The sequence below is a fragment of the Mesorhizobium sp. W050 genome (assembly GCF_054719535.1).
On the sequence record NZ_JBTTIH010000001.1, the window covers coordinates 989,862 to 1,009,468 of the forward strand.

17 protein-coding genes and 1 pseudogene are annotated in these 19,607 nt (G+C 59.0%); 10 read left to right on the forward strand and 8 right to left on the reverse strand.

The features are described 5' to 3' along the window. The first annotated feature begins 177 nt into the window (after positions 1 to 177). On the forward strand, positions 178 to 1,620 hold the full coding sequence (locus ACYG9Y_RS04780; RefSeq protein WP_023728046.1) for a LuxR C-terminal-related transcriptional regulator: 1,443 nt from the start codon (positions 178 to 180) through the stop codon (positions 1,618 to 1,620). Positions 1,621 to 2,620: 1,000 nt separating this feature from the next. Here ACYG9Y_RS04780 and ACYG9Y_RS04785 read toward each other — a convergent pair. Together ACYG9Y_RS04785 and ACYG9Y_RS04790 are read right to left on the reverse strand one after the other, a co-directional pair. Beyond that, positions 2,621 to 3,361, reverse strand: a complete 741-nt coding sequence (locus tag ACYG9Y_RS04785) for an SDR family NAD(P)-dependent oxidoreductase (RefSeq protein WP_023728049.1) — start codon at positions 3,359 to 3,361, stop codon at positions 2,621 to 2,623. A gap of 629 nt (positions 3,362 to 3,990) precedes the next feature. Continuing rightward, positions 3,991 to 4,818, reverse strand: coding sequence for a class I SAM-dependent methyltransferase (locus ACYG9Y_RS04790; protein ID WP_023740360.1), 828 nt, complete (start codon positions 4,816 to 4,818; stop codon positions 3,991 to 3,993). Between the two features lie 317 nt (positions 4,819 to 5,135). On the opposite strand from ACYG9Y_RS04790, the gene ACYG9Y_RS04795 reads away from it, so the two are divergent. After that, positions 5,136 to 6,272 (forward strand): alpha-hydroxy acid oxidase, encoded by a 1,137-nt coding sequence (locus tag ACYG9Y_RS04795; protein WP_023740359.1) that lies wholly within the window; start codon positions 5,136 to 5,138, stop codon positions 6,270 to 6,272. A gap of 391 nt (positions 6,273 to 6,663) precedes the next feature. Further along, complete coding sequence (locus ACYG9Y_RS04800; protein ID WP_245260502.1) at positions 6,664 to 6,828, forward strand: cupin domain-containing protein; 165 nt, start codon at positions 6,664 to 6,666, stop codon at positions 6,826 to 6,828. Positions 6,829 to 7,216: 388 nt separating this feature from the next. Here ACYG9Y_RS04800 and ACYG9Y_RS04805 read toward each other — a convergent pair whose 3' ends face one another. Next, positions 7,217 to 7,924, reverse strand: a complete 708-nt coding sequence (locus tag ACYG9Y_RS04805; RefSeq protein WP_352608602.1) for a winged helix-turn-helix transcriptional regulator — start codon at positions 7,922 to 7,924, stop codon at positions 7,217 to 7,219. A gap of 153 nt (positions 7,925 to 8,077) precedes the next feature. On the opposite strand from ACYG9Y_RS04805, the gene ACYG9Y_RS04810 reads away from it, so the two are divergent. Next, positions 8,078 to 8,356, forward strand: coding sequence for a DUF1127 domain-containing protein (locus ACYG9Y_RS04810; RefSeq protein ID WP_023728164.1), 279 nt, complete (start codon positions 8,078 to 8,080; stop codon positions 8,354 to 8,356). A gap of 281 nt (positions 8,357 to 8,637) precedes the next feature. Here the strand turns inward: ACYG9Y_RS04810 and ACYG9Y_RS04815 are convergent, their stop codons facing one another. The 3 genes from ACYG9Y_RS04815 to ACYG9Y_RS04825 form a co-directional block, all read right to left on the reverse strand. Then, positions 8,638 to 10,410, reverse strand: coding sequence for an adenylate/guanylate cyclase domain-containing protein (locus ACYG9Y_RS04815; protein ID WP_023728163.1), 1,773 nt, complete (start codon positions 10,408 to 10,410; stop codon positions 8,638 to 8,640). A gap of 403 nt (positions 10,411 to 10,813) precedes the next feature. After that, entirely contained in the window at positions 10,814 to 11,230 is a 417-nt protein-coding gene (terL, locus tag ACYG9Y_RS04820; RefSeq protein WP_352608599.1) for a phage terminase large subunit, read from the reverse strand. Further along, the gene (locus ACYG9Y_RS04825) at positions 11,149 to 12,033 is read right to left on the reverse strand and encodes a hypothetical protein (protein ID WP_352608597.1); all 885 of its coding nucleotides are present in this window, start codon (positions 12,031 to 12,033) and stop codon (positions 11,149 to 11,151) included. Before ACYG9Y_RS04825 ends, terL begins: the two co-directional genes overlap by 82 nt. Before the next feature lie 247 nt (positions 12,034 to 12,280). Between ACYG9Y_RS04825 and ACYG9Y_RS04830 the strand changes: the two genes are divergently transcribed. The 3 genes and pseudogenes from ACYG9Y_RS04830 (at position 12,281) to ACYG9Y_RS04840 (ending at position 15,250) form a co-directional block, all read left to right on the forward strand. Next, a complete protein-coding gene (locus ACYG9Y_RS04830) occupies positions 12,281 to 13,396 on the forward strand; it encodes a lysozyme inhibitor LprI family protein (protein WP_156929744.1) in 1,116 nt (371 codons plus the stop codon). 367 nt (positions 13,397 to 13,763) lie between these two features. Then, positions 13,764 to 14,804 (forward strand): LacI family DNA-binding transcriptional regulator, encoded by a 1,041-nt coding sequence (locus ACYG9Y_RS04835; protein WP_050589318.1) that lies wholly within the window; start codon positions 13,764 to 13,766, stop codon positions 14,802 to 14,804. 38 nt (positions 14,805 to 14,842) lie between these two features. After that, positions 14,843 to 15,250, forward strand: a pseudogene (locus ACYG9Y_RS04840) (GlcG/HbpS family heme-binding protein). A 40-nt stretch (positions 15,251 to 15,290) separates the two neighbouring features. Here ACYG9Y_RS04840 and ACYG9Y_RS04845 read toward each other — a convergent pair. Both ACYG9Y_RS04845 and ACYG9Y_RS04850 read right to left on the reverse strand, forming a co-directional pair. Further along, on the reverse strand, positions 15,291 to 16,322 hold the full coding sequence (locus tag ACYG9Y_RS04845) for an L-idonate 5-dehydrogenase (RefSeq protein ID WP_023739633.1): 1,032 nt from the start codon (positions 16,320 to 16,322) through the stop codon (positions 15,291 to 15,293). Positions 16,323 to 16,336: 14 nt separating this feature from the next. Next, a complete protein-coding gene (locus tag ACYG9Y_RS04850) occupies positions 16,337 to 17,257 on the reverse strand; it encodes a 2-hydroxyacid dehydrogenase (protein ID WP_031198705.1) in 921 nt (306 codons plus the stop codon). Positions 17,258 to 17,426: 169 nt separating this feature from the next. On the opposite strand from ACYG9Y_RS04850, the gene ACYG9Y_RS04855 reads away from it, so the two are divergent. The 3 genes from ACYG9Y_RS04855 to ACYG9Y_RS04865 are packed head-to-tail and all read left to right on the forward strand — an operon-like array spanning position 17,427 to position 19,592. After that, positions 17,427 to 18,164, forward strand: coding sequence for an SDR family oxidoreductase (locus ACYG9Y_RS04855; RefSeq protein ID WP_031198706.1), 738 nt, complete (start codon positions 17,427 to 17,429; stop codon positions 18,162 to 18,164). Then, complete coding sequence (locus ACYG9Y_RS04860; protein WP_023716364.1) at positions 18,133 to 18,711, forward strand: gluconokinase; 579 nt, start codon at positions 18,133 to 18,135, stop codon at positions 18,709 to 18,711. The genes ACYG9Y_RS04855 and ACYG9Y_RS04860 overlap by 32 nt, the downstream gene beginning before the upstream one ends. Continuing rightward, a complete protein-coding gene (locus ACYG9Y_RS04865) occupies positions 18,708 to 19,592 on the forward strand; it encodes an NAD(P)-dependent oxidoreductase (RefSeq protein ID WP_023731657.1) in 885 nt (294 codons plus the stop codon). Before ACYG9Y_RS04860 ends, ACYG9Y_RS04865 begins: the two co-directional genes overlap by 4 nt. The last annotated feature ends 15 nt before the right edge of the window (positions 19,593 to 19,607 follow it).

Here is a 19,607-nt window from a genome sequence, read left to right on the forward strand (position 1 = left end):
CTGGATCGACCAGGCCTGCCAAGCAACCTGCCCTGCCGATCTGCAGAGACTAGGATGCTGACCCGTCGCATGGAATCGTGCAAATGCAGTGTTTTCGATATCGCATCTGTAGTATTTTCATCCTGATGTAAGGCCATCGGGTTCTGGCCACAGGTCGGCAGCAAGGAAAATGGAACGATGCTTCGCGCCGTAGGCAATCCTCTCGCCGGCTTATCGGATCGGGAGTTGATGGTCGCGGCAAAGTTTGCGGAGGGCATGACTTATCGCGAAATCGGCGAAACACTTTTCATAGCGCCTACCACCGTTCGGACCCATCTTTCGGCCATTTATCGGAAGCTCGATGTTCGCAGTAAAGTGGCGCTTGCTGGGTTACTTGCCGATCACCGCCAGCAGGACCGCAGCCATGCACCACCCGGAAGTCTTTCGACCGACGAGCCGGGTCCGCCGGTCCTCGCAGTTCTCCCGTTCGACAATTTAAGCGGAGAAGAACGCTGGACTCGTATCGCTGATGGTTTGTCGGCGGACCTCATAGTTGATCTCTCTCGCTACCGGGACCTTGCGGTGATCGCCCGCCAAACAATGCTTTCCTACAAGGGACGGCGTGTTGACGTGCGAGCTCTCGGACGAGAGTTGAATGCCGACTATGTGATCGAGGGAAGTTTTCAAGTGGACGGGCAGCGGGTGCGCATCCGCGTCCAACTCGTCGACGCCCACACAGGGGTCGATGTCTGGACGATGCGTTACGATCGTTCCGCGAACAACCTGTTTGCGATGCTGGACAGCGTGACCGAAAACGTCATCAATGTCCTTGCAACTTGCCACGGTCAGCTCGCCAATCTGCGACGCGATGCGGCTCGTCGGAAGGCTCCAGCAAGTTTGCAGGCCTATGACTGCTATCTGCTTGGGCTTGAGCAGAAGCACCTTTTCACCCGTGAGTCGAACAAGGAGGCGATACGGCTACTGGCGCGTGCGATCGAACTCGACCCGGGTCTAGCAAGAGCTTGGACGGCGCTGGCACTTGCGCATGCTGTGGAAGCTATCAACGGGTTTACCGACAACCTTTCCGGCTCGATCGAGAGCTGGAGCCAATGTGTCAAGCAAGCGCTGGCGCTTGATCCGGCCGACATTTACGCCCGCATAATGCTTGCCGATCTTCGGGCATTGCAGGGCGATGTCGAAGCTGCTGTCGAAGAACATGACCGAGTGTTGGTGGCTGCTCCAAATGACGCGGACTCACTTGCCTTTCTTGCGGGTAGCCTTGCTCTTGTTGGCAGCGACCCGAAGCGTGGCTACGAACTGGCCAAGCGAGCGGTCCGGCTAAATCCTTATGTTCCCTGGTATTATGGAATGCTCGCTCGATGCAGCTACGTTCTAGGCTTTTACCGTGAATCACTGGTCGCGCTACGTCAATCTGCGCCAGATTCGCCCGCCACCCTTCTGTTTGTGGCAATGGCTCATGCGATGCTCAATGAAACTCCTCAGGTCGCCAGGATCAATTCGCGACTGAAGGACGAGTTCCCGAATTTCACGGCTGAGGTGTTCATCAGAACCTATCCGGTTACCAATCCTGTCGCCATTGCTGCAATCAGAGAAGGCGCCCGTCGTGCGGGTTTGGCCTAGCTTCTTCACTCTGGTCACCTCAGAGGCGCATTGCTCCTGGGCAGCATTGGGGCCGCAAGCGGACCGTCAGCTTCGCGGTGAAAATCCTCAGAAAGCGGGCCAGCATGTAGTCGTCGCGGCTGAAAGAGGGGCGTGACGCGCAAGGAATAGGTCCTGGTTTCACCTGATCACCTACGCAGGCAGTTTGACGATCATTGAGCGGCGAGAACGCGGCCCGAGGCAGGAGCTTTGAGCCGATTTTACGATCGACCTTCAGGCTTGTCGAGCCGTCTCGAGGTTACTGCCGAAAAACCGAGCCTCCATGCCGGCGCCCTGGGGAGGCAAGACAGCCAGCAACTGGACGGCTCGTGGATTTAGCACCGTTCAACCCAGAGCGTTTTGTCGAGATGCAGGCGTATCCGCTGGCCTTCCGCGAAGGACAGCGCAAAGGATTCCAGGCCCAATGAGCGTGTAATTTCCTGGTCGGTCTCTATGATGCGGACGACCCATTCGCCACTGGCTCCGACTACTTCCACGCAACGCGTGGCCCTGCGAATTGGCACCACGTGCCCATCACATCCTCCCTACGAAACGCAATGGCAAGTCGATTTAAGACGGTCGTAGTCGGGAATTCAATAACAAATGCTTGCTCGGAATCGGACGAGCCATCCTGGAAGGGCAGTACGAAGGCGTTGAATGGCTAACTTGTCATGCCACCTCGGTCAGGCGAGCCCTCCGGGGAGCCTCCCGTGAGATAGCCTCTGCTTCAGGTCGTTGGCATTCAGGATGGCTGCCAGCTCTTCAGCATACTCCATGTCGGGAAGGTCGACAGAAGGGTGGCCCACTACAATAGCCGGCTGCCCGGTGAAAACGTCGAACACCGCCCACGTCCCATCCGGTTCCCGCCTTACCTCGTACCGCAGAGTTGCCATGAGGGGATCACATAGGTCGCCGTTAGGGTGGGAATATTTGGTCCACGGTGACGCGGGGCCGCCTGAAAGCACCGAGACACAGTCGGCGCTCAGTAACGCGCCCGCCCACCCGACATGTCGAATACCGCGCCGGTATTGAAGTTGCTGGCGTCCGAGCACAGCCAGGCCACCATGTGGGCAACTTCTTCGACCCGGCCGAGCCGGTTCATTGGACTATCGACGATCATTGTCTCGACAGCTGCGACCCCGAGGTTTCGGATCATGTCCGTATCGATTGGCCCAGGAGCGACGCAGTTCACGCGTATGTTTGTATTGGCGACCTCACGCCCAAGCGCCTTTGTGAAGACTACGATACCTGCGCTGGAGGCTGAATAGGCGGCAAGGTTGGCAAGACCTTCCTTGCCCGCCAAAGAGCCCATATTGACAATGCGGCCAACACCCCATTTTCGCATGTGGGGCAAAACCAACTGCGTCACTTGCATCGTGCCGATCAGATTGGTTTCGATGATGCTTCGCCAGTCTGCAGGTTCGTGTTGGTCAAACGGGTGAAGGGTTCCTAGATAACCGGCGTTGTTAACCAGAACGTCTATACGCTGGCCACGACCGACGATCATGTTGATCGCATGGGTTACCTGATCGCGGCTGGTAATATCGACCTTCGTAGACACCACACCCTTCAGTTCGATCTGATCTCGATCCCACACGTGCACTGCAGCACCCGACGCTACAAGGCGCTCTACGATTGCCTTGCCGATACTCTTTGCTCCGCCGGTTACGACGGCTGTCTTGCCAATGAGGTCATATGATACCGGCACAAAGCCCCCATTCATGCGTGTTCACACGGGCTAAGTTTAGCAGGATCGCATATTTTCGCCAGCGGCCAGACCGGTGTCACCAGGTCTTGGCAGCGCCGGAGCCAAGCTATGACCTGGTCGGCAGCGAGCTCCAGATCGTACACCGACGATGTTGTTCTTTGTCCCGCTCTCCTCCGGCGACACGCCATTGCCCAGTTTGAAAGAACCAAAGAGACAATCAGGACAGGCCGGCGATATTTCGATGAGGGGGGCTTTCGCCATTAGTTAGCGCAGGCTAATATGTGTTCTTCGCGGTCAGAGAGCCGCCTGCATGTTGGGCAGAGATGCTTTAGCACCTACTACAATCGTGCCAGCCGCGATGCCTATCCCCATTTGCCTTGGCGTCTCCCCCGACGGGCTCTGGCTAGAAGCATTCCAAACCGATCAGGACATCCGCGCGTATTGGAGGCGTGGTGCGCGCCGTTTTGCTGATCATCGAGCTTGTGGCAATTCACCTGCTGCCCTGACGTAGCAGCGCTGTCTTGATGGCGCTATCGCTGTAGCGGTCGGACGGCTCTAGTGCGCCTTCTCCGCCTCCATCGTTGAGCGTCAATTTCAGCTCGAGCGGGCTGGACGGGGGAAGCGCGGGCGCATGACCGTGGTGCCTACATTCGTCGTGACCAGGCGCCCACCTCATATCGGCCGACCACCACGCTTCCGCTTGCATAAGCCTCGGCGCGAATTCGATCTTGCAGCGTTTCGGGACCGAGTTCTGAAGCTGCGATAACGCCCATCTGCTCCATGACCGGAGCCATGGTCGCCGCGAGATCGGAGATCAGATCAATGCCGCTCATACTGTCTGATCCACCTCCGGCGAGAGCACTTACCGCCATGCTAGGGGCCGGCAGCCCGGCTTTTACGAAGGTCGCATGGAGCTGCAGGCCCATGTTGGGGTTGGTCCCTACACGACGAAATGTCTCCACAATGCACCGAAAGCAGTTGTCGTACGTTGGGACGGAGGGAAACGAGGCAGCGCCAGTCCAGTCGACTTCGTGGAATACCATCACGCCCCCGGGACCAAGATGCCGCGCAACCCCTCTCAACATCTCGGCCGGATCGGGCGCGAACATTAGGACGTATCGGCCAACAACGGCGTCGAACGCTATATCGAAAGTGAAGGTGGCAGGATCACACTGGTGGAAGATTACATTCTCCAAACCACGTTGCGCGGCTCTCGCCCGAGCAGCGTCAAGAGCCTCCGCCGACCTGTCAGTGCCGATAACAAGACCTGTGGGTCCGACAATATCAGCCGCGAGAAAGGCGACATCGCCAGCGCCGCTCCCCACGTCAAGGACATGCATTCCCGCTCGAAGGCCAGCTCGCCGCAGGTAATCCCGCGTCATCGGGTCAACCAATGCCGCCTGCGTCGCCAGCCTTCTCAGTTCTCGTTCCGAATGTCCCAACTCGTATTCGTGCTGACGTTCGCTTGTCATACTGGCGTCCCCCGGATGAAAAAGCACAACAAATCAGGGCTTGAATGCAGGCCTTGGCGCAATCCGAAGCCGAGCGGCTCATGCCTACTTTAGAGATGTCTAACATAAATATCTGCAAGGGTGCCGTCTAGGCGCACCTCAAACGAGAGAAGTCCTTCAGAGAGGGCGCGACGGCTTGGCCACCAGCACGGCAGACGACAAAAGCGCGTTGTCCAGCAGGGGCCTTCTGGCTTCTGGTCAGGCACGGATGGGCTCAACTCAATGTCACTCCGATTCGAGCGCGATTGTATCGCCCGCGCTCTGGAAAGAAGCTCAACATGGCGTGGAGCACGGGCGGCCTGTTGAACAGCGTAACAACTCAGCATAACGTCTTGAACACCGCAGCCGGGTGGCAAATGCCTTCTGATCTCGCAAATGAATTTCTTTGCCTGGCAGACTTCGAACCTGCTGCACGTGATCGTTTGCCCCATGCCGTCTATGAGTTTATCGTCGGCGCGGCTGGTGACGAAATTACGATGCGGGACAATGTAGGTGCGTTTGACCTGCTGCGGATCAGGCCGCGGGTTTTGCGGGACGTCTCGAAGATCGACACAAGCATTACGCTCTTCGGTGAAAGGCTCTCTCATCCGATCTTTCTGGCGCCAACGGCATTCCAACGCATGTCACACCCCGAGGGCGAGGTGGCTGCCGCTCGCGGGGCGGGCGAAGCCGGTGCGATATTCACTCTGGGGACCAGCGGAACAGCAACCATCGAGGAATGCGTGGCCACAAGCCCTGTGCCGATCTGGTTCCTGTTGTATTGGCAGAGCGATCGAGGTTTCAACCGTGACCTTGTCGCCCAAGTCGCTGCGGGCGGAGCGAAGGCGATCTGCGTAACGGTGGATATGCCAACACTCGGCGATCGGCGAAGGCAAATGCGAGCCGGTTTCAAAATTCCCGATGCGCTCGCCACCCCTTATTTCAATGACCGCAATACAGGCCTCTTCAAGATCGGTGGTTCGCCAAAGCGTGCAATATTGACATGGCCGGATGTTGAGTGGCTTCGTTCTCTCACAGCTCTGCCTATCGTGTTGAAAGGCATCCTTGATCCTGAGGACGCTGAACTGGCGATAAGCTCAGGCGCCGACGCCATTGTGGTTTCCAATCATGGCGCACGGAACCTCGACACGCTGCCGGCAACGATCGATGCACTGCCGGCAGTTGCCGAGCGGGTGGCCGGCAGGATTCCAATTATTATCGATGGCGGCATCAGACGGGGAACGGATGTTTTGAAGTCTATCGCTCTTGGAGCAACCGCGGTGATGATCGGCCGCCCATATGTTTATGCGCTTGCCTTGGGCGGATCCGATGGGGTCAGGCACTGTGTTGACCTGTTACGCCGGGAATTTGAAACGGCAATGGCGTTAACCGGGAGGACCTCAATTGGCGAGATTGATCGAAGTCTCATCTGGTGACAAGCAGGGGGATGGATGTCGCTGAGGGCTCCGGGGATGCCGACACGGACCATCTACTTGTGCTCTGGCCAAGGTTGGGACGTTGCTTCGATGTGCATTTCAGAGTGGCGGGCGGGTCCTTACAGGAGAAGAACATTTGCTTGAAGTGAGAGGGGTCCACAATCATCATGAAGATAATCTCACATGCGGAACAGCGGCGGGAGGAATGGCGAGTTGGAGTAGAAACCCGGATGCTTATATCCGCTGAGAACGGCGCGCTTCAGCTGTGCATTTTCGAGCAATGGGTAGCGCCGGCTATGGGCGCCCCGACGCACAGTCACCGTGTTGAAGAAGTGCTCTCTGTGGTCACCGGCAAAGCAGAATTTGGATCGACAACGAGTCGGTTAGCATAATCGAAGGGCAATCACTTGTTGTTCCGGCTAATCGAAAACACGGGTTTCGAAACGTCGGCTCTGAAACCCTTCACATATATGCCGTGCTCGCATCATCAATTTTCGAGGCGGCCTTTGATGATAGCGAGCCTGTCCGTCGCTGGGTTCTATCGGCGGCAGACTGATCCCGAATTTCGACGATTATCGAGGCGCGCAGTACGCGATCCGTGCCGTGGGCAACGAATGGGTCAAAGGAGTTCTGCGCTCTTTGATCGACAAAATGATAGCCTGCCCCAAAGAAGGTCATCGCACGCTCGCTGAGCGTATCTTGCTCGCCTAACCCACATCGCGCCAGAAGCCAGAGTACGCCGCGTCCACTTTGCGGTACTCACGTTTTTCTGCTTAACGGCTGAATTCAGGCGCATTGCGGTCGGAAATATTGGGCCGAATGCGGACTGGCGGCTTTCAGTGAGCAGCAATCAACAACGGACGATTGCACCATGCTTTTGAGGCCAGCCAAATGGCATTGTCGTCCTGGGCGGGTTGCATAAGGCTGCACTCCAAACATGGCTTTCAAGAAAGCTGGACGATTCCCTCAAGCGCCGCGTAGACCGAGATTCGCAGCCAACGGTCCATGCTTCGCGCGAGGCCGGGGTCGCCGATGAGGAAAAGGCCGCCCCTCTCTTTCTCACGCTCGATGCTGGAGCGGCCCTCCAGGATGGCTCCCAGCGAAACAACGCCGGTCTCGACGTAAAGATCGACGTCCCGGCCGGGGTCGAGCGAGCATAGCTCGGGCAAGTCTGAGCCTGGCTCGACCACAAACCAGTAATGGGGACACCTCGGTGGGGGATCGTCGCGGAAATGGAAGCGGATGACGGCGCGCCGCCGCGGCAGTTCAGCGAGGTCAATCTTTCGCCGCACGGCCCACATGAGGGTCGAAACATCCACGTCGGCGAGCGCGATCTCCGCCTGGATGTTGCATTGCGCCCATTCCGCCAGCGCGTTCATCGCCGGCTCGAGCCTTATCGACTTTTCGGTACGGAAATAGCTGATGGTGCCCGTCGCCCCGTCCTCGACGCGCTCGACCAGGCCCAACGCTTCCATTTCCTTGAGCCGCTTCGACAAGAGGGCGGACGAGACGTTGCCCACCCCCTTGCGAATGTCATTAAAGCGGGTCGAGCCGTTCCAGAGCTCGGTCAGGATTTGGATTGTCCAGCGTGGCTCCAGGAACTCGCAGGCGTGCGAGATCGGGCAGACCAGTCCGTAAGGCCGTCGCGTCATGGCTGACCGCTCCTTTGCCGCAGGTTAGGCCTTTCGGAGGTCTGAGGCCAGTTCACAATCTGAAGCGGAACGCTTCCGAAGCTGCCCTGGTGCCTTCTCGCCTTCTGCCGTCACGTGATCGTCATTCGCATCCCCGATCAACGGAGGTTCACCATGACCTGGCGTAACATGACGCAAACTACACCAGGCCAGACCGCACGGCGCGTGCCGCGCACTTTTCTTGACCCTCCGCTCGAACGCCTGCTGGCCCTTGTCCGTGAGTGGAGGACCCGCCGCAACATAGAGCGCGGGCTCGGTCACCTGTCCAACTTCCTTCTGCGGGACGTTGGCTTGACCGAAGCGGACGTCGAAGCGGCCTGCGCCGACAGCTTCGATAGGTCCGCCTCTCGCGCGCTCCAGAGTGCAGCGCAGAACCGCACGGGAAATTGGTGAGAAGGGAGAGCCCCGGGAGCGGAAGCCGTTTTGACGGCGGCAATTGATCAGCCGAACTCAGGGCCATCCCCAGTAGCGCCTTGGTTTCAGAGATCTAGCGCGCCGAAGCGATTCGAATGCATACTTCCAAGTGGTCGGCCGGCTCTTCGGATTCATCGTGAGGAACGTCTGCTGTTGGAAGAAACCCACCGAAGCTTTGACAACCGAGTTGAGGCGCTGAGCGCACGCTCGTGCGGTATAGTAGGTCCGATAGCGAGCTACGAGCACGGCACGATCCGCAACTATCGAAGCCCGGCAATGCGCAGCCCCTCTACATAGAGAGCCCGGTGCTTGTAGTGAACGATCGGATGAAACTTGTCTACCCATTGAAGGGATAGGGACGGTTGAAGGCGCTTGGCCTGCGAAAGCGCATGAACCGCGATGTCCATTTCACCGGCCATCCCAGCGGCCGCCGCGTACGTCCGCCATGCAGACCCAAAATGGGGCCGGAGTTCAACCGCGCGACATTCGCATTCGACCGCGTCTGCATATCGTCCAGCCATGAAATGACATAAGCCAAGGATGGAGAAATTCGCAGCATATGTGTGATCGCGAGGACTTAGCCTACCCGCGATTTCAAGATGGTCGAGCCCCTCGGCGGGCATGCCCCCATATCCGTAAGTTGAGCCCAGGATCGAATGCGCAAAGGCGAAGCTCGGGTTTAGCTCGATCGCTTCATTTAGTTCTCTCACAGCAGAGTCGAAGCCGCGCGAAATCATGTGGACAAACCCTGCCGCTAAATGCGTCCACGGGTCCTCGGGGTCGCCTTGGATTGCCCGCTGCGCGAGGGCGCGAGAGGTGGGCAGAATGTCTGCTGCGTTGGCCCATCCTGACAAAACGCGGGCCGCGTGAGCCCACGCCAACAGGCTGTTGGCGCGGGGATAGTCAGGATCGAGGTCCGTAGCCTGCTTCAGAAATCCCTGTGCAATCTCGATTTCCGTAGCCGAACTCCAGGTCCAGACATATGGCATCGCCTTCATGACGAATCCCCAAGCGTCAAGATTGGTGGGGGACCTGCTCTGAAAGCGTTGCTGTTCCGCCGTGTAGAGCCGCGGCTCGATCGTAGCGATGACACTTTCGGCAATCTGATCCTGAAGCGCGAAGAATTCCGACAATTCCACATCGTATCGTTCAGCCCACACTTGTACCCCGGTCGATGTGTCACTGACTTGCGCGCTTATCCGGAGGCGATGACCTGAGCGCCTTACACTTCCGTCCAGCACATACCGCACACCAAGCTCTCGACCGACTTGTTTTAAGTCGACCGCTTTTCCCTTGTAGGTGAACAAAGAGTTGCGGGCGGACACGAAGAGCCAACGAAGACGCGACAGCCGAGTAATAATGTCTTCGGCAAGGCCGTCGGCGAAGTATTCCTGTTCGGGGTCGCCGCCCATGTTCTGGAATGGCAAGACAGCAATCGAAGGGTTGTCGGGCAGCGCCAGCTGTTCGGAGGACCCGGCAGTCGCAGCCAGATCGGTTTTTGGGACTGTGTCGCGCATACGTAGACGATAGGTGCGCACCGGGCGTGCGATATTTTTGAGCTCTTTCTCGCCCAGATCGACAAATTCTTCCTTCAGTTTGTCGCGCACCTGTTCGTAAGCGGCGGCCGATAAACAGATGCCGTTCGGCTCAGCGATGCTTTCTAGACGGGCGGCAATATTGACACCATCTCCCATCAGATCGCCGTCGCTCTCCTCGACAACATCGCAGAGATGAATGCCGACGCGAAATTCAATGCGTCGCCCGGGCGGTAAGCCAGCGTTGCGCTCAACCATGCCGTTCTGCATTTCGATTGCACAGCGTACGGCGTCAACAACGCTCCGGAACTCTACGAGGGTACCGTCACCCATAAGCTTCACAACGCGCCCATTGTGGACAGCGATGGTCGGATTGATGAGATCGCTCCGGAGCGCCCGTAGCCGTGCCAGCGTTCGATCTTCGTCCGAGCCCGCCAACCGGCTATATCCGACCACGTCGGCGACCAGGATCGCCGCAAGTTTCCGCGTCTGGCTCACTTTGCCCACTCCTGTCGACTAAGTGGCATAGCACAGAATACAGGATCCCGTTTTCGAAGGCGACGTTCGATAGGTGAATTCCGAGATGCGGATGGCCAGGCTTTCCGCGACAAGGAGCCCACAATCCTGGTCGTTCGCCCCAGACGGCTGAACCCGCCACTAGGATTGCCGCAATCATACGGCGCTTCCGTCATTTCTGCTGCCAAAACCGCCACAAGCTTTCGTTCTGGGCGCGCCACGATCCCCTCCGGCGCTACACGTGGGTTTGCTGTAACGTGGCACCCCTGCCTACGCGCAACCAGCCACCAGAGTCCGCTTCAATCGGCGGCAGAGCTCGGCCCAATGGCCGAATTGCGGCGCATAGCTGACATTTGGCGAAGCGCCCAGACTTTGGAGCAGGACTTCAAAATTTGCCGAAATAGAACCTACCCGTCGGCTTGTCGTCCTTCATCCAAATCAGCGCCTGGGTCATGGAGTCGACCTGGTCGTCGTGCTTTCCGTGCGGAAATGCGAGCACCTCAAGCAGGAGGTCATCTCTCCAATGCGCGTCTTTCGGAAGATTGACGTTGCCGTTTTCGATCATTGCGGCAACACGTGACAGCCGGCTTTCCTTGTCGGTTCTGGCTTTTACCGGCGTGGTGCTGATGTCCTGGCTTTCCAAGTCGGCGATGAGACTTGAGCCGGAACCCGCATCCTCAATGAGGATGATGTCGGGGGAGTGCTCCAGAAGGGAGTTTTTTACCGCCTTGATGAGGTCTGGGTAAGCTGCCCGGACGCGGACGAGATCGAGGAGATAATAGTTGTTGTCGCTTTGGCCCATGTCGTTCCGACGGAGTAATCGCTGGAGGGGTCGCCCTTAAGCGCGGTGTCCCAGCTTTGAACGATGGTCATCGACCGACGGTCGAACTGATGTGGATCGTAGTCGCGAAACCACACCCTCTTGACCATGTTGCCGTCCGGTTGGGCAGGGGATTGTTGGTACTGCGCGGAAAAATTGAGCGATCCTAATAGGCGCTTTAGACCGTCCAGTTCGGCGTGTCCCAGACGCGCGGGGTGCAGCAAGTCGCCAAGCTTGCGATCGTGCCAGCGATTTACACTTGTCTGGACGCGTTCGTCCTGCTCGGCAATCGCCGACAGGTTCAAATGCTCCCAGCCGCCAGTCTCCAGAAGCACGCCTGCTAGGTCGTCGACATGCAATCTTTGCATGACAAGGACGACGGCACCGGCAGCCGGATTGTCGAAGCGCGACATCAAAGTCGTCCGAACCCAGTCGGCGCACCTATTGCGAGCCGATTCCGAATGCGCTTCATCTGCCTTCAAGGGGTCATCGATAATGATGATGTCGCCACCCCGGCCGGTTAGCTGACCACCGGTCGAGGTCGCCAGGCGTCCACCGCCGAGCGTGGTCTGCAGTTCATTTTCAGTGTTCTTGCGCGGGCTAACCTTGAAGGTCGGGAACATCGACCGGTACCAGGCGGTGTTGACGACTGTTCGAAAGTCGTTGGCGTGCTTGACCGCAAGAGGTTGAGCATAAGAGACGCAGATCATTTTCTTCGACGGATCGCGGCCAAGAATCCATGCCGGGAACGCGACCGCAGCGGGGGATAGAAGCAAGGCGCTCATTTCTGATTGGTGCCGCCCTTACGTCACTGTTCATGTTTTTCAGGAGATACGAAGTAGACTTCATGGCGACGACCAATGCTGAAGCTGACTTCGTTGTCAATTCGAAATACCGAAGTCACGTTTCGAGTATGAGCGACTCTTTAAAGCGGACTATAGGCGCCCGAGATCAAGCTGCGCGGCGCGGCGCCAACTTCAGTCAGCAGGGGGTTCTCCGTTTCTTATGCGATGGGCATTCTTCAGCGCGTGGTTGGCGTTTGCGCTGATCTCGGGGCGCGCAGCGGCGGCGGATATTCAACTTATCGACTCCAATGGCACAGTCGATATCATTGGCGTTTCGGGCGAGATCGTTCAGGGCGATGCTGATCGCTTTTACGATCTTACGCTGAACCGCGGGCGTGTCCTCGTTCTCCTCCAAAGCCCCGGAGGCTTGATAGAGGAAGCGCTCCAAATTGGGGCCAGAATCCGTCTCAGCAGCTATGTGACATCGGTGGGTGCAGATGGAGAATGCTACTCGGCATGTGGTTTGATTTGGGTCGCTGGTGTTCGCCGCTATATGTCGCCCACCTCGAAGATCGGATTCCATGCGGCCTATACGGAAGAGAACGGCCAGTACAAAGAGAGCGGGGTCGCGAACGCCGAGGTCGGATCGTATCTGACCCATCTTGGACTTCGTATCGAAGCTATTCGCTTCTTCACGATTGCTGGGCCAACCGAGGTGCGGCTCCTTTCCTCGGAAAGTGCGAGAGCTCTCGGCATTGATGTTTTTGAACAGGACAGCGGGCAACTGAGCACCCCGAGTGACGCGCCGACTGCGGACGTCTTTGCCGATCGGTTCGTGTCCTACACGCTCTTGCAGTCACGCTGCGCGGAGTTTTTCCAACCAGACAAGGACGTTATCGATCGGGCTGTCAGGGAAGCCTTTGATGAAGGGAATCGCATTGCCGGTAAGGAGAACTGGATAGGCTTATGGACGCCGATGCTCGACGAGGTGAAGTCGGCACTAAAGAGCCGAGGAGCTCTCTTCGTCTGCTTGGAAACCGTTGCGTTCATGGCAGACCACCAGCAGCCAACCGGTATTGGCAGCCCAAGTTTCGATTGCTCGAAAGCGATGACGGCAACTGAGAACGCGGTGTGCTCTGACGACCACTTGTGGGCCAAGGACCGGGCAATGAATGCAATCTACCGATATATTCGGGGCTTCAACAATGTGAACGTTCGCAAATCCCTGCTAGCCAACCAACGCGAATGGCTACAGCACCGGAATGCGTGCGGTGGGAGCAGAGCCTGTCTCAATCGCTCCTACGACGACCGATTCCAGCTGATGAAGGATATCGACGTATCGGTGCCGGTGAATGGGCAGTGAGGTTCAAAGGCCCAAGTGGCGTTCGCCTGCCTCGGTCGTAAAACGCTCGTTCCTACACCTATCACAACTGGATGCTCGAATCTCTTCAATCTAAAGACAGAGATTCTTTGACCGCAGCTGGAAGGGCGATTTGGGATGGCCCGAAACGCTCATCGTGCTTACAGACACACCCAACAGCAGCCGAAAGCCAATATTGACACCGCCGCGCCTCACCCGGGTCTCCAGTTATTGCCAGTCCCTCATGATATCGATAACATGTTCTTGGTATCGGGTTCCGGAGGTGGTTCATGAAGGCGAATAGAGACCAGGTAAGCCGTTTCGCGAAGCGTGAAACGTTCGCGGCGCGAGCAACCGCCGGAGTGGCTTGATGGCCAAGGCAGTGTCCTCAACGTCCGGCAATAACCATGCGCCAACTATGGTTGACGTGGCCCTGCGGGCAGGTGTGTCCACCATGACCGTTTCACGCGCACTGAAAGAGGGCAGCCGGGTTTCCAAGGCGACACGGGAAAAAATCATGGTCGCGGTCAACGACCTTGGTTATGTGCTTGACCAGTCAGCCGGCAGCCTGTCCTCGCGCAAGACAGGGTTCGTTGCGGCTATCGTCCCGTCGATCAACAATTCCAACTTCGCTGATACCGCTCGCGGCATTACCGACGAGCTTGAAAGCACGGGGCTGCAACTTCTGCTCGGCTACACCGACTACACGGCTGAGAAGGAAGAACGGTTGATCGAAGCGATGCTCCGTCGGCGGCCGGAAGGCATTATCCTAACCGGCGGCGCTCACACGGATCGCGCCCGCCGCCTTTTGAAAAACGCCGGAATTCCAGTAGTCGAAACCTGGGAGTTGCCGGTAAAGCCGATCGATCAAGTGGTTGGGTTCTCCAACGAGGAGGCGATGGGGCTTCTCGTCAAGACGCTCGCCAGGAAGGGTTACCGAAAATTCTGTTACATCGGTGGCACGACCTCGCGCGACACGCGCGGCAGCCAGCGGCGCGAAGGCTTTGTCAGAGCCATTGAGGAGCTCGGCCTGCCGACCGGGCGCCTCGTTTCCTTTGGCGTGCCGCCGATATCCATCGAGCAGGGCGGCCAGGCCGTCGTCAGCATGCTGGAGCGTTGGCCGGACACGCAAGCCGTACTCTGCGTTTCGGACCTTTCGGCCTTCGGCGCACTGATGGAATGCAAGCGCCGGGGCATGCGGATCCCGCAGGATATCGCAATTGCCGGCTTCGGCGACTACGAGGTAGCCGCCTTTTGCCATCCCGGCATCACCACCGTGAATGTCGACTGCTACGGGATCGGGCAACAGGCCGCTCGCAGATTGATCCAGGTGATCCGAGGCGACGAGAAACGACACGGCCAAGAAATCGTGCTCACCGGCTATCGCGTCGTCGAGCGCGAAAGCACCTGAGTTCCTGCATCGATTCAAACGCAGCGAAGGGCAGCCCAATAGCGATGTTTCGCGAGACCATCACCCTCACGCATCACGGTGCTTTGAAGGCCGTTGCAGCCGGAGCAGCGCGCGCCGTCACGACGGGCGTGCCGCAATGTCTCGTGGTCGTCGATGCGAGCGGCGAAGTCCTCGCCAGCCTGCGCATGGATGGCGCGCGGTTCCTCAGCATGCGTACGGCGCAGGCGAAGGCGCGCACCGCAGCGTCAATAAACGCCGCTACCGGCGGCATGGCGTTCGAAGCGGCGCTCTCAGCCGGTATCACTTCGCAGGGCGGCGTGACCAATTTGCCCGGGGGCTTGCCGATCCGCTTCTGCGGGCGGCATCGGCGTCGGTTCGGGAACCGGCGATCAGGATTCGATGTGGCACGCGCCGCGCTGGCGGCGATTGGCGCCGACGTGATTTAAGGCGATGTGCCGATGCGCCTCCAGCGCAACCGAAGGATCTTCAGAACGCGATCTGAACCTTCATGGATTTGTTTCGGTCACCGGCGATGTCGAAAGCCGCGACAGCCTCGTCGAGAGGATAGATGCCGGTCAGCAGTGGTTTGACATCCACCCGGCGGTGATTGATCAGGTCGACCGCTAGGGCGAACTCGTCGTGGAAACGAAAAGTGCCGCGCATCTCGATCTCTTTGGCGACGATGAGGTTCTGCGGGATCGACAGATCGCCGCCGAGACCGAGCTGTATGAGCACGCCGCGCGGCTTGATCACATCGAGCCCTGCACGCACAGCGCGCTCGTTGCCGGAGGCCTCGAGCATCACATCGAAACTGCCCTTGTCGACATTGTAAGCGGCGAGCTTTTCGCCATTGGTCGCGACATTGATCGTACGCTCGGCGCCGATCTCCAGGGCCTTGGCCAGCACGGCGTCTATGACATCGGTGACGACGATCTCGCGCGCGCCGTGGACGCGTGCGGCAAGGATGCAAAGCGCGCCGATCGGCCCGCTGCCGGTGACCAGAACCCGCTTGCCGAGCAGCGAGCCGGCGCGGTTCATGGCATGCAGCGTAACCGCAAAAGGCTCGGCGAAAGCGGCCTCGTTGATGGAGATATGGTCGGCGATTTTGTGGCACTGCCACGCCTCGGCGACAAGGCGCTGGCGGAACGCGCCCTGTATATGCGGCATCGGCATGGCACTGCCATAGAAGCGCATGTTGAGGCACTGGTTCTGCATGCCTTGCAGACAGTAGCGGCAGGTATTGCAGGGACGGCTGGGCGAGATCGCGACGCGGTCACCAATGGCAAACGCGGAAACGCCGCTGCCCACGGCTTTCACCGTGCCAGCGACTTCGTGGCCGAGGATCATCGGTTCGCGCAGGCGGATCGCGCCGAAGCCGCCATGATTGTAGTAGTGCAGGTCCGAGCCGCAGATGCCGCCGGCTTCGACTGCGATCTCGACCTGTCCGTCGCCAGGGGAGCCCGGATCGGTCTCCTCGACCCGCAGGTCTTTTGCCGCATGGATGACGATCGACTTCATGATGGGATCCTTTCTCAGACGACCGGTGTCAGCAAGGCCTGTCCGCCGAAATGGGCCGCGAGATTGTCGCGAACGAGCTGACCCATGGCCTTGCGGGTCTCCACCGTGCCGCTGGCGTGGTGCGGTTGCAGCACGACGTTGGCAAGCTTCAGGAAGCGCTCGTCGATGGTTGGCTCGTTCCAGAACACGTCGAGCCCGGCACCCTTTATGGCACTGGATTCCAGGGCCGCGAGCAACGCAATCTCGTCGATCGTGCTGCCGCGCGAAATGTTTATGACAATACCGTCTGCTCCGAGCGCTGCCAGCATCGACGCATTAATCATGTGTTTCGTGCTTTCGCCGCCGGCGAGCGTTACGATCAGAAATTCGCTATCGCTCGCCAGTTCGAGCAGATCGCTGACGAACGTATAAGGAAGATCGTCGCGCTTGCGGTTGTCGAAATAAGAAATCGTGCAGTCGAATGCAGCGGCGCGCTTCGCCACCGCCGCACCGACGCGGCCCATGCCGACAATGCCCAGCCTTTTTCCACAGACACGCGTGACCAGCCCCATATTGCCCTTGCGCCAGCTTCCATCGCGCACGTAGGCGTCGGCCTGCGGGATTTTTCGCGCCACGGCGAGCAGCAGCCCGATGCCGATATCGGCTACGTCCTCGGTTAGGACATCAGGTGTATTGGTGACACGAATGCCATTCGCCTTGGCATAGGCAAGGTCGATGGCGTCGGTGCCTACGCCGTAGCAGGAAACGATTTCAAGCTGCGGCAGCTTCGCCATCAGCGCAGCACTTGCGCCAAGCTCGCCGCGCGTAGCTATGGCGCGGATCGCGCCGGCGTGGCTTGAGAGCAGCGCGTCCTTGTCCTCGGACTGCCAAAGTTTATGGACGCGATATTTCGCTTCAAGATCTCCCATGTCCCAATCCGGATAGGGACCTGTCATCAAAATGTCGGTCACGGCGTCATCTCCTGTGCATTTTTCCAATTGACTATGTTATCGATAACATTCATGTCAATAGGGACTGGCGGCAGGTGCGTTGGAAATCGTGGCCGCTCCAGGAAACATTGCTCAGGAGGAGCGTTTGGGCAGTTCGTTGTTCGATTTGACCGGCATGCGGGCGCTGGTCACCGGCTCGGGGCAAGGGATCGGCCTGGCGCTGGCCGAGGGGTTGGCGCAGCACGGCGCCGAAATCGTGCTCAACGGACGCAGCGCCGAAAAAATGAAAACGGCTGCGGATGCACTGACAGCGAAGGGACATAAGGCCCATAGCGCCGTCTTCGACGTCACTGATCATGCAGCGGTGGCGAACGGCGTCGCGGAGATCGAGGCGACTATCGGCGCCATCGATATCCTTATCAACAATGCCGGCATGCAGTTCCGAATGCCGCTCGAGGATTTCCCCGCTGACAAATGGGAGGAACTCTTGCGCACCAACATCTCCAGCGTGTTCTTCGTGGGACAAGCGGTGGCGCGGCACATGATCCTGCGGCGGCGCGGCAAGATCATCAACATCGCCTCGGTGCAAAGCGAACTGGCACGGACGAACATCGCGCCCTATACGGCCACGAAAGGCGCTGTGCGCAACCTGACGCGCGGCATGTGTGCCGATTGGGCGAAGCATGGCTTGCAGATCAATTCCATCGCGCCGGGTTACTTCAAGACGCCGCTCAACCAGGCGCTGGTCGACAATCCCGAATTTTCGGCGTGGCTGACCAACCGCACACCGGCGGGTCGTTGGGGCGATGTCGGCGAATTGGTCGGCGCGGCGATCTTTCTGTCGGGACCGGCCTCATCCTTTGTCAATGGACACACGCTCTATGTCGACGGTGGCATCACGACCTGCCTTTGAACCCGCGCTCATCGTCGTGATGGGTGTCAGCGGCTGCGGCAAGACCAAAGTTGGCGTCGAGATCGCCGCGCGGCTTGGCCTTGCCTTCGTTGAAGGCGATACGCTGCATCCGCGCAGCAATGTCGAAAAGATGTCGGCGGGCATACCGCTTGCAGACTGCGATCGATTGCCTTGGCTGGATCTGGTCGGCGCAGCCTTGCGCCAGGCTCGTGAGGAGGGTCGCGGGCTAGTCGTCAGCTGTTCCGCGTTGAAGAAACCCTATCGCGATAGGCTTCGCGATGCGGCGGGCGAGTCGCTGGTTTTCGTATTCCTGGAGGGGTCGCATTCGCTGCTGCAAGCCAGGCTAGCCGCGCGCCGCGGCCACTTCTTTCCACCGGCGCTGCTCGACAGCCAGTTCGCCACCCTGGAGCATCCAGGCGACGAGCCGCTGGTGGTCACAGTGGACATCGACGCGCCTGTCGACACGATTGCCGATAGAGTGTTGCAGGGCCTGGGTGCACTTGGGGTCGACCCTGCCGGGATCAAGGAAAAAGGCACGTTGAAATGACGCAACCAACAAAAGTCGCCGTTGTCGGCGCCGGCATCATGGGGTCGGCGATCGCCACCCGCCTGATCGAGACTGGGCTAGCCGTGACGGTGTTCGATCTGGACAAGGTCAAGGTTGCAGCGCTGACTGCAAAGGGTGCGGCTGCGGCCGTGTCGGTTGCCGAAGCAACGCGGGAGAGCAGCTTCGTCATCCTCAGTCTCAACCATGCCAATATCGTGCGTTCGGTGGTGTTTGGCGATGGTGGTGTGGCGGCTGCGGCGTCGTCGGAAAAGCTGCTGATCGACATGTCTTCGATCGATCCTGTCGACACCGCGCAGATGGCCGGGAAGCTGTCTGCCGAGACCGGCATGAGATGGCTCGACTGCCCGCTTTCGGGCGGCGTTCCCGGCGCGCTGGCCGGCCGGCTGACCGTTATGGCGGGCGGTGAGGCGGCAGACTTCGAACACGCGCGCACGGTGATGCAGCATCTCTGCGCCAACTACACCTTGATGGGACCGAGCGGGGCAGGCCAGACGACCAAGCTGATCAACCAGCTCTTCTGCGCGGTGCTGTTTCAGGCCGTCGCCGAAGCGGTCAAGCTTGCTGAGGCCGGCGGCGTCGATGCGAAGGCAATCCCCGCGGCACTCAAGGGCGGGCGGGCCGACTCCAGCATTATGCAGGAGTTCATGGCAAAATTCGCTGCCCGCGATTTTTCGCCGACCGGCCGCATCGATAATATGCTGAAGGATCTGGATTCGCTGCAGGCCTTCGCGCTGAAAACCAAGACGCCGATGCCAATGACCGGGCAGGTGGTAGAGATCCACCGTCTGCTTTGCGCCGCAGGGCTGGGGCCAAGGGATTCGGCTGAGATGATGCTTCTGCTCGACGGCAAGACCAGTTGATTGGCTGGCCTGAAT

Coding starts and splice junctions, on each gene's coding strand:
- ACYG9Y_RS04780 (WP_023728046.1), top strand. CDS start 178: ATGCTTCGCGCCGTAGGCAATCCTCTCGCCGGCTTATCGGATCGGGAG.
- ACYG9Y_RS04785 (WP_023728049.1), bottom strand. CDS start 3,361: ATGAATGGGGGCTTTGTGCCGGTATCATATGACCTCATTGGCAAGACA.
- ACYG9Y_RS04790 (WP_023740360.1), bottom strand. CDS start 4,818: ATGACAAGCGAACGTCAGCACGAATACGAGTTGGGACATTCGGAACGA.
- ACYG9Y_RS04795 (WP_023740359.1), top strand. CDS start 5,136: ATGGCGTGGAGCACGGGCGGCCTGTTGAACAGCGTAACAACTCAGCAT.
- ACYG9Y_RS04805 (WP_352608602.1), bottom strand. CDS start 7,924: ATGACGCGACGGCCTTACGGACTGGTCTGCCCGATCTCGCACGCCTGC.
- ACYG9Y_RS04810 (WP_023728164.1), top strand. CDS start 8,078: ATGACCTGGCGTAACATGACGCAAACTACACCAGGCCAGACCGCACGG.
- terL (WP_352608599.1), bottom strand. CDS start 11,230: ATGGGCCAAAGCGACAACAACTATTATCTCCTCGATCTCGTCCGCGTC.
- ACYG9Y_RS04825 (WP_352608597.1), bottom strand. CDS start 12,033: ATGAGCGCCTTGCTTCTATCCCCCGCTGCGGTCGCGTTCCCGGCATGG.
- ACYG9Y_RS04835 (WP_050589318.1), top strand. CDS start 13,764: ATGGCCAAGGCAGTGTCCTCAACGTCCGGCAATAACCATGCGCCAACT.
- ACYG9Y_RS04845 (WP_023739633.1), bottom strand. CDS start 16,322: ATGAAGTCGATCGTCATCCATGCGGCAAAAGACCTGCGGGTCGAGGAG.
- ACYG9Y_RS04850 (WP_031198705.1), bottom strand. CDS start 17,257: ATGACAGGTCCCTATCCGGATTGGGACATGGGAGATCTTGAAGCGAAA.
- ACYG9Y_RS04855 (WP_031198706.1), top strand. CDS start 17,427: ATGCGGGCGCTGGTCACCGGCTCGGGGCAAGGGATCGGCCTGGCGCTG.
- ACYG9Y_RS04860 (WP_023716364.1), top strand. CDS start 18,133: ATGTCGACGGTGGCATCACGACCTGCCTTTGAACCCGCGCTCATCGTC.
- ACYG9Y_RS04865 (WP_023731657.1), top strand. CDS start 18,708: ATGACGCAACCAACAAAAGTCGCCGTTGTCGGCGCCGGCATCATGGGG.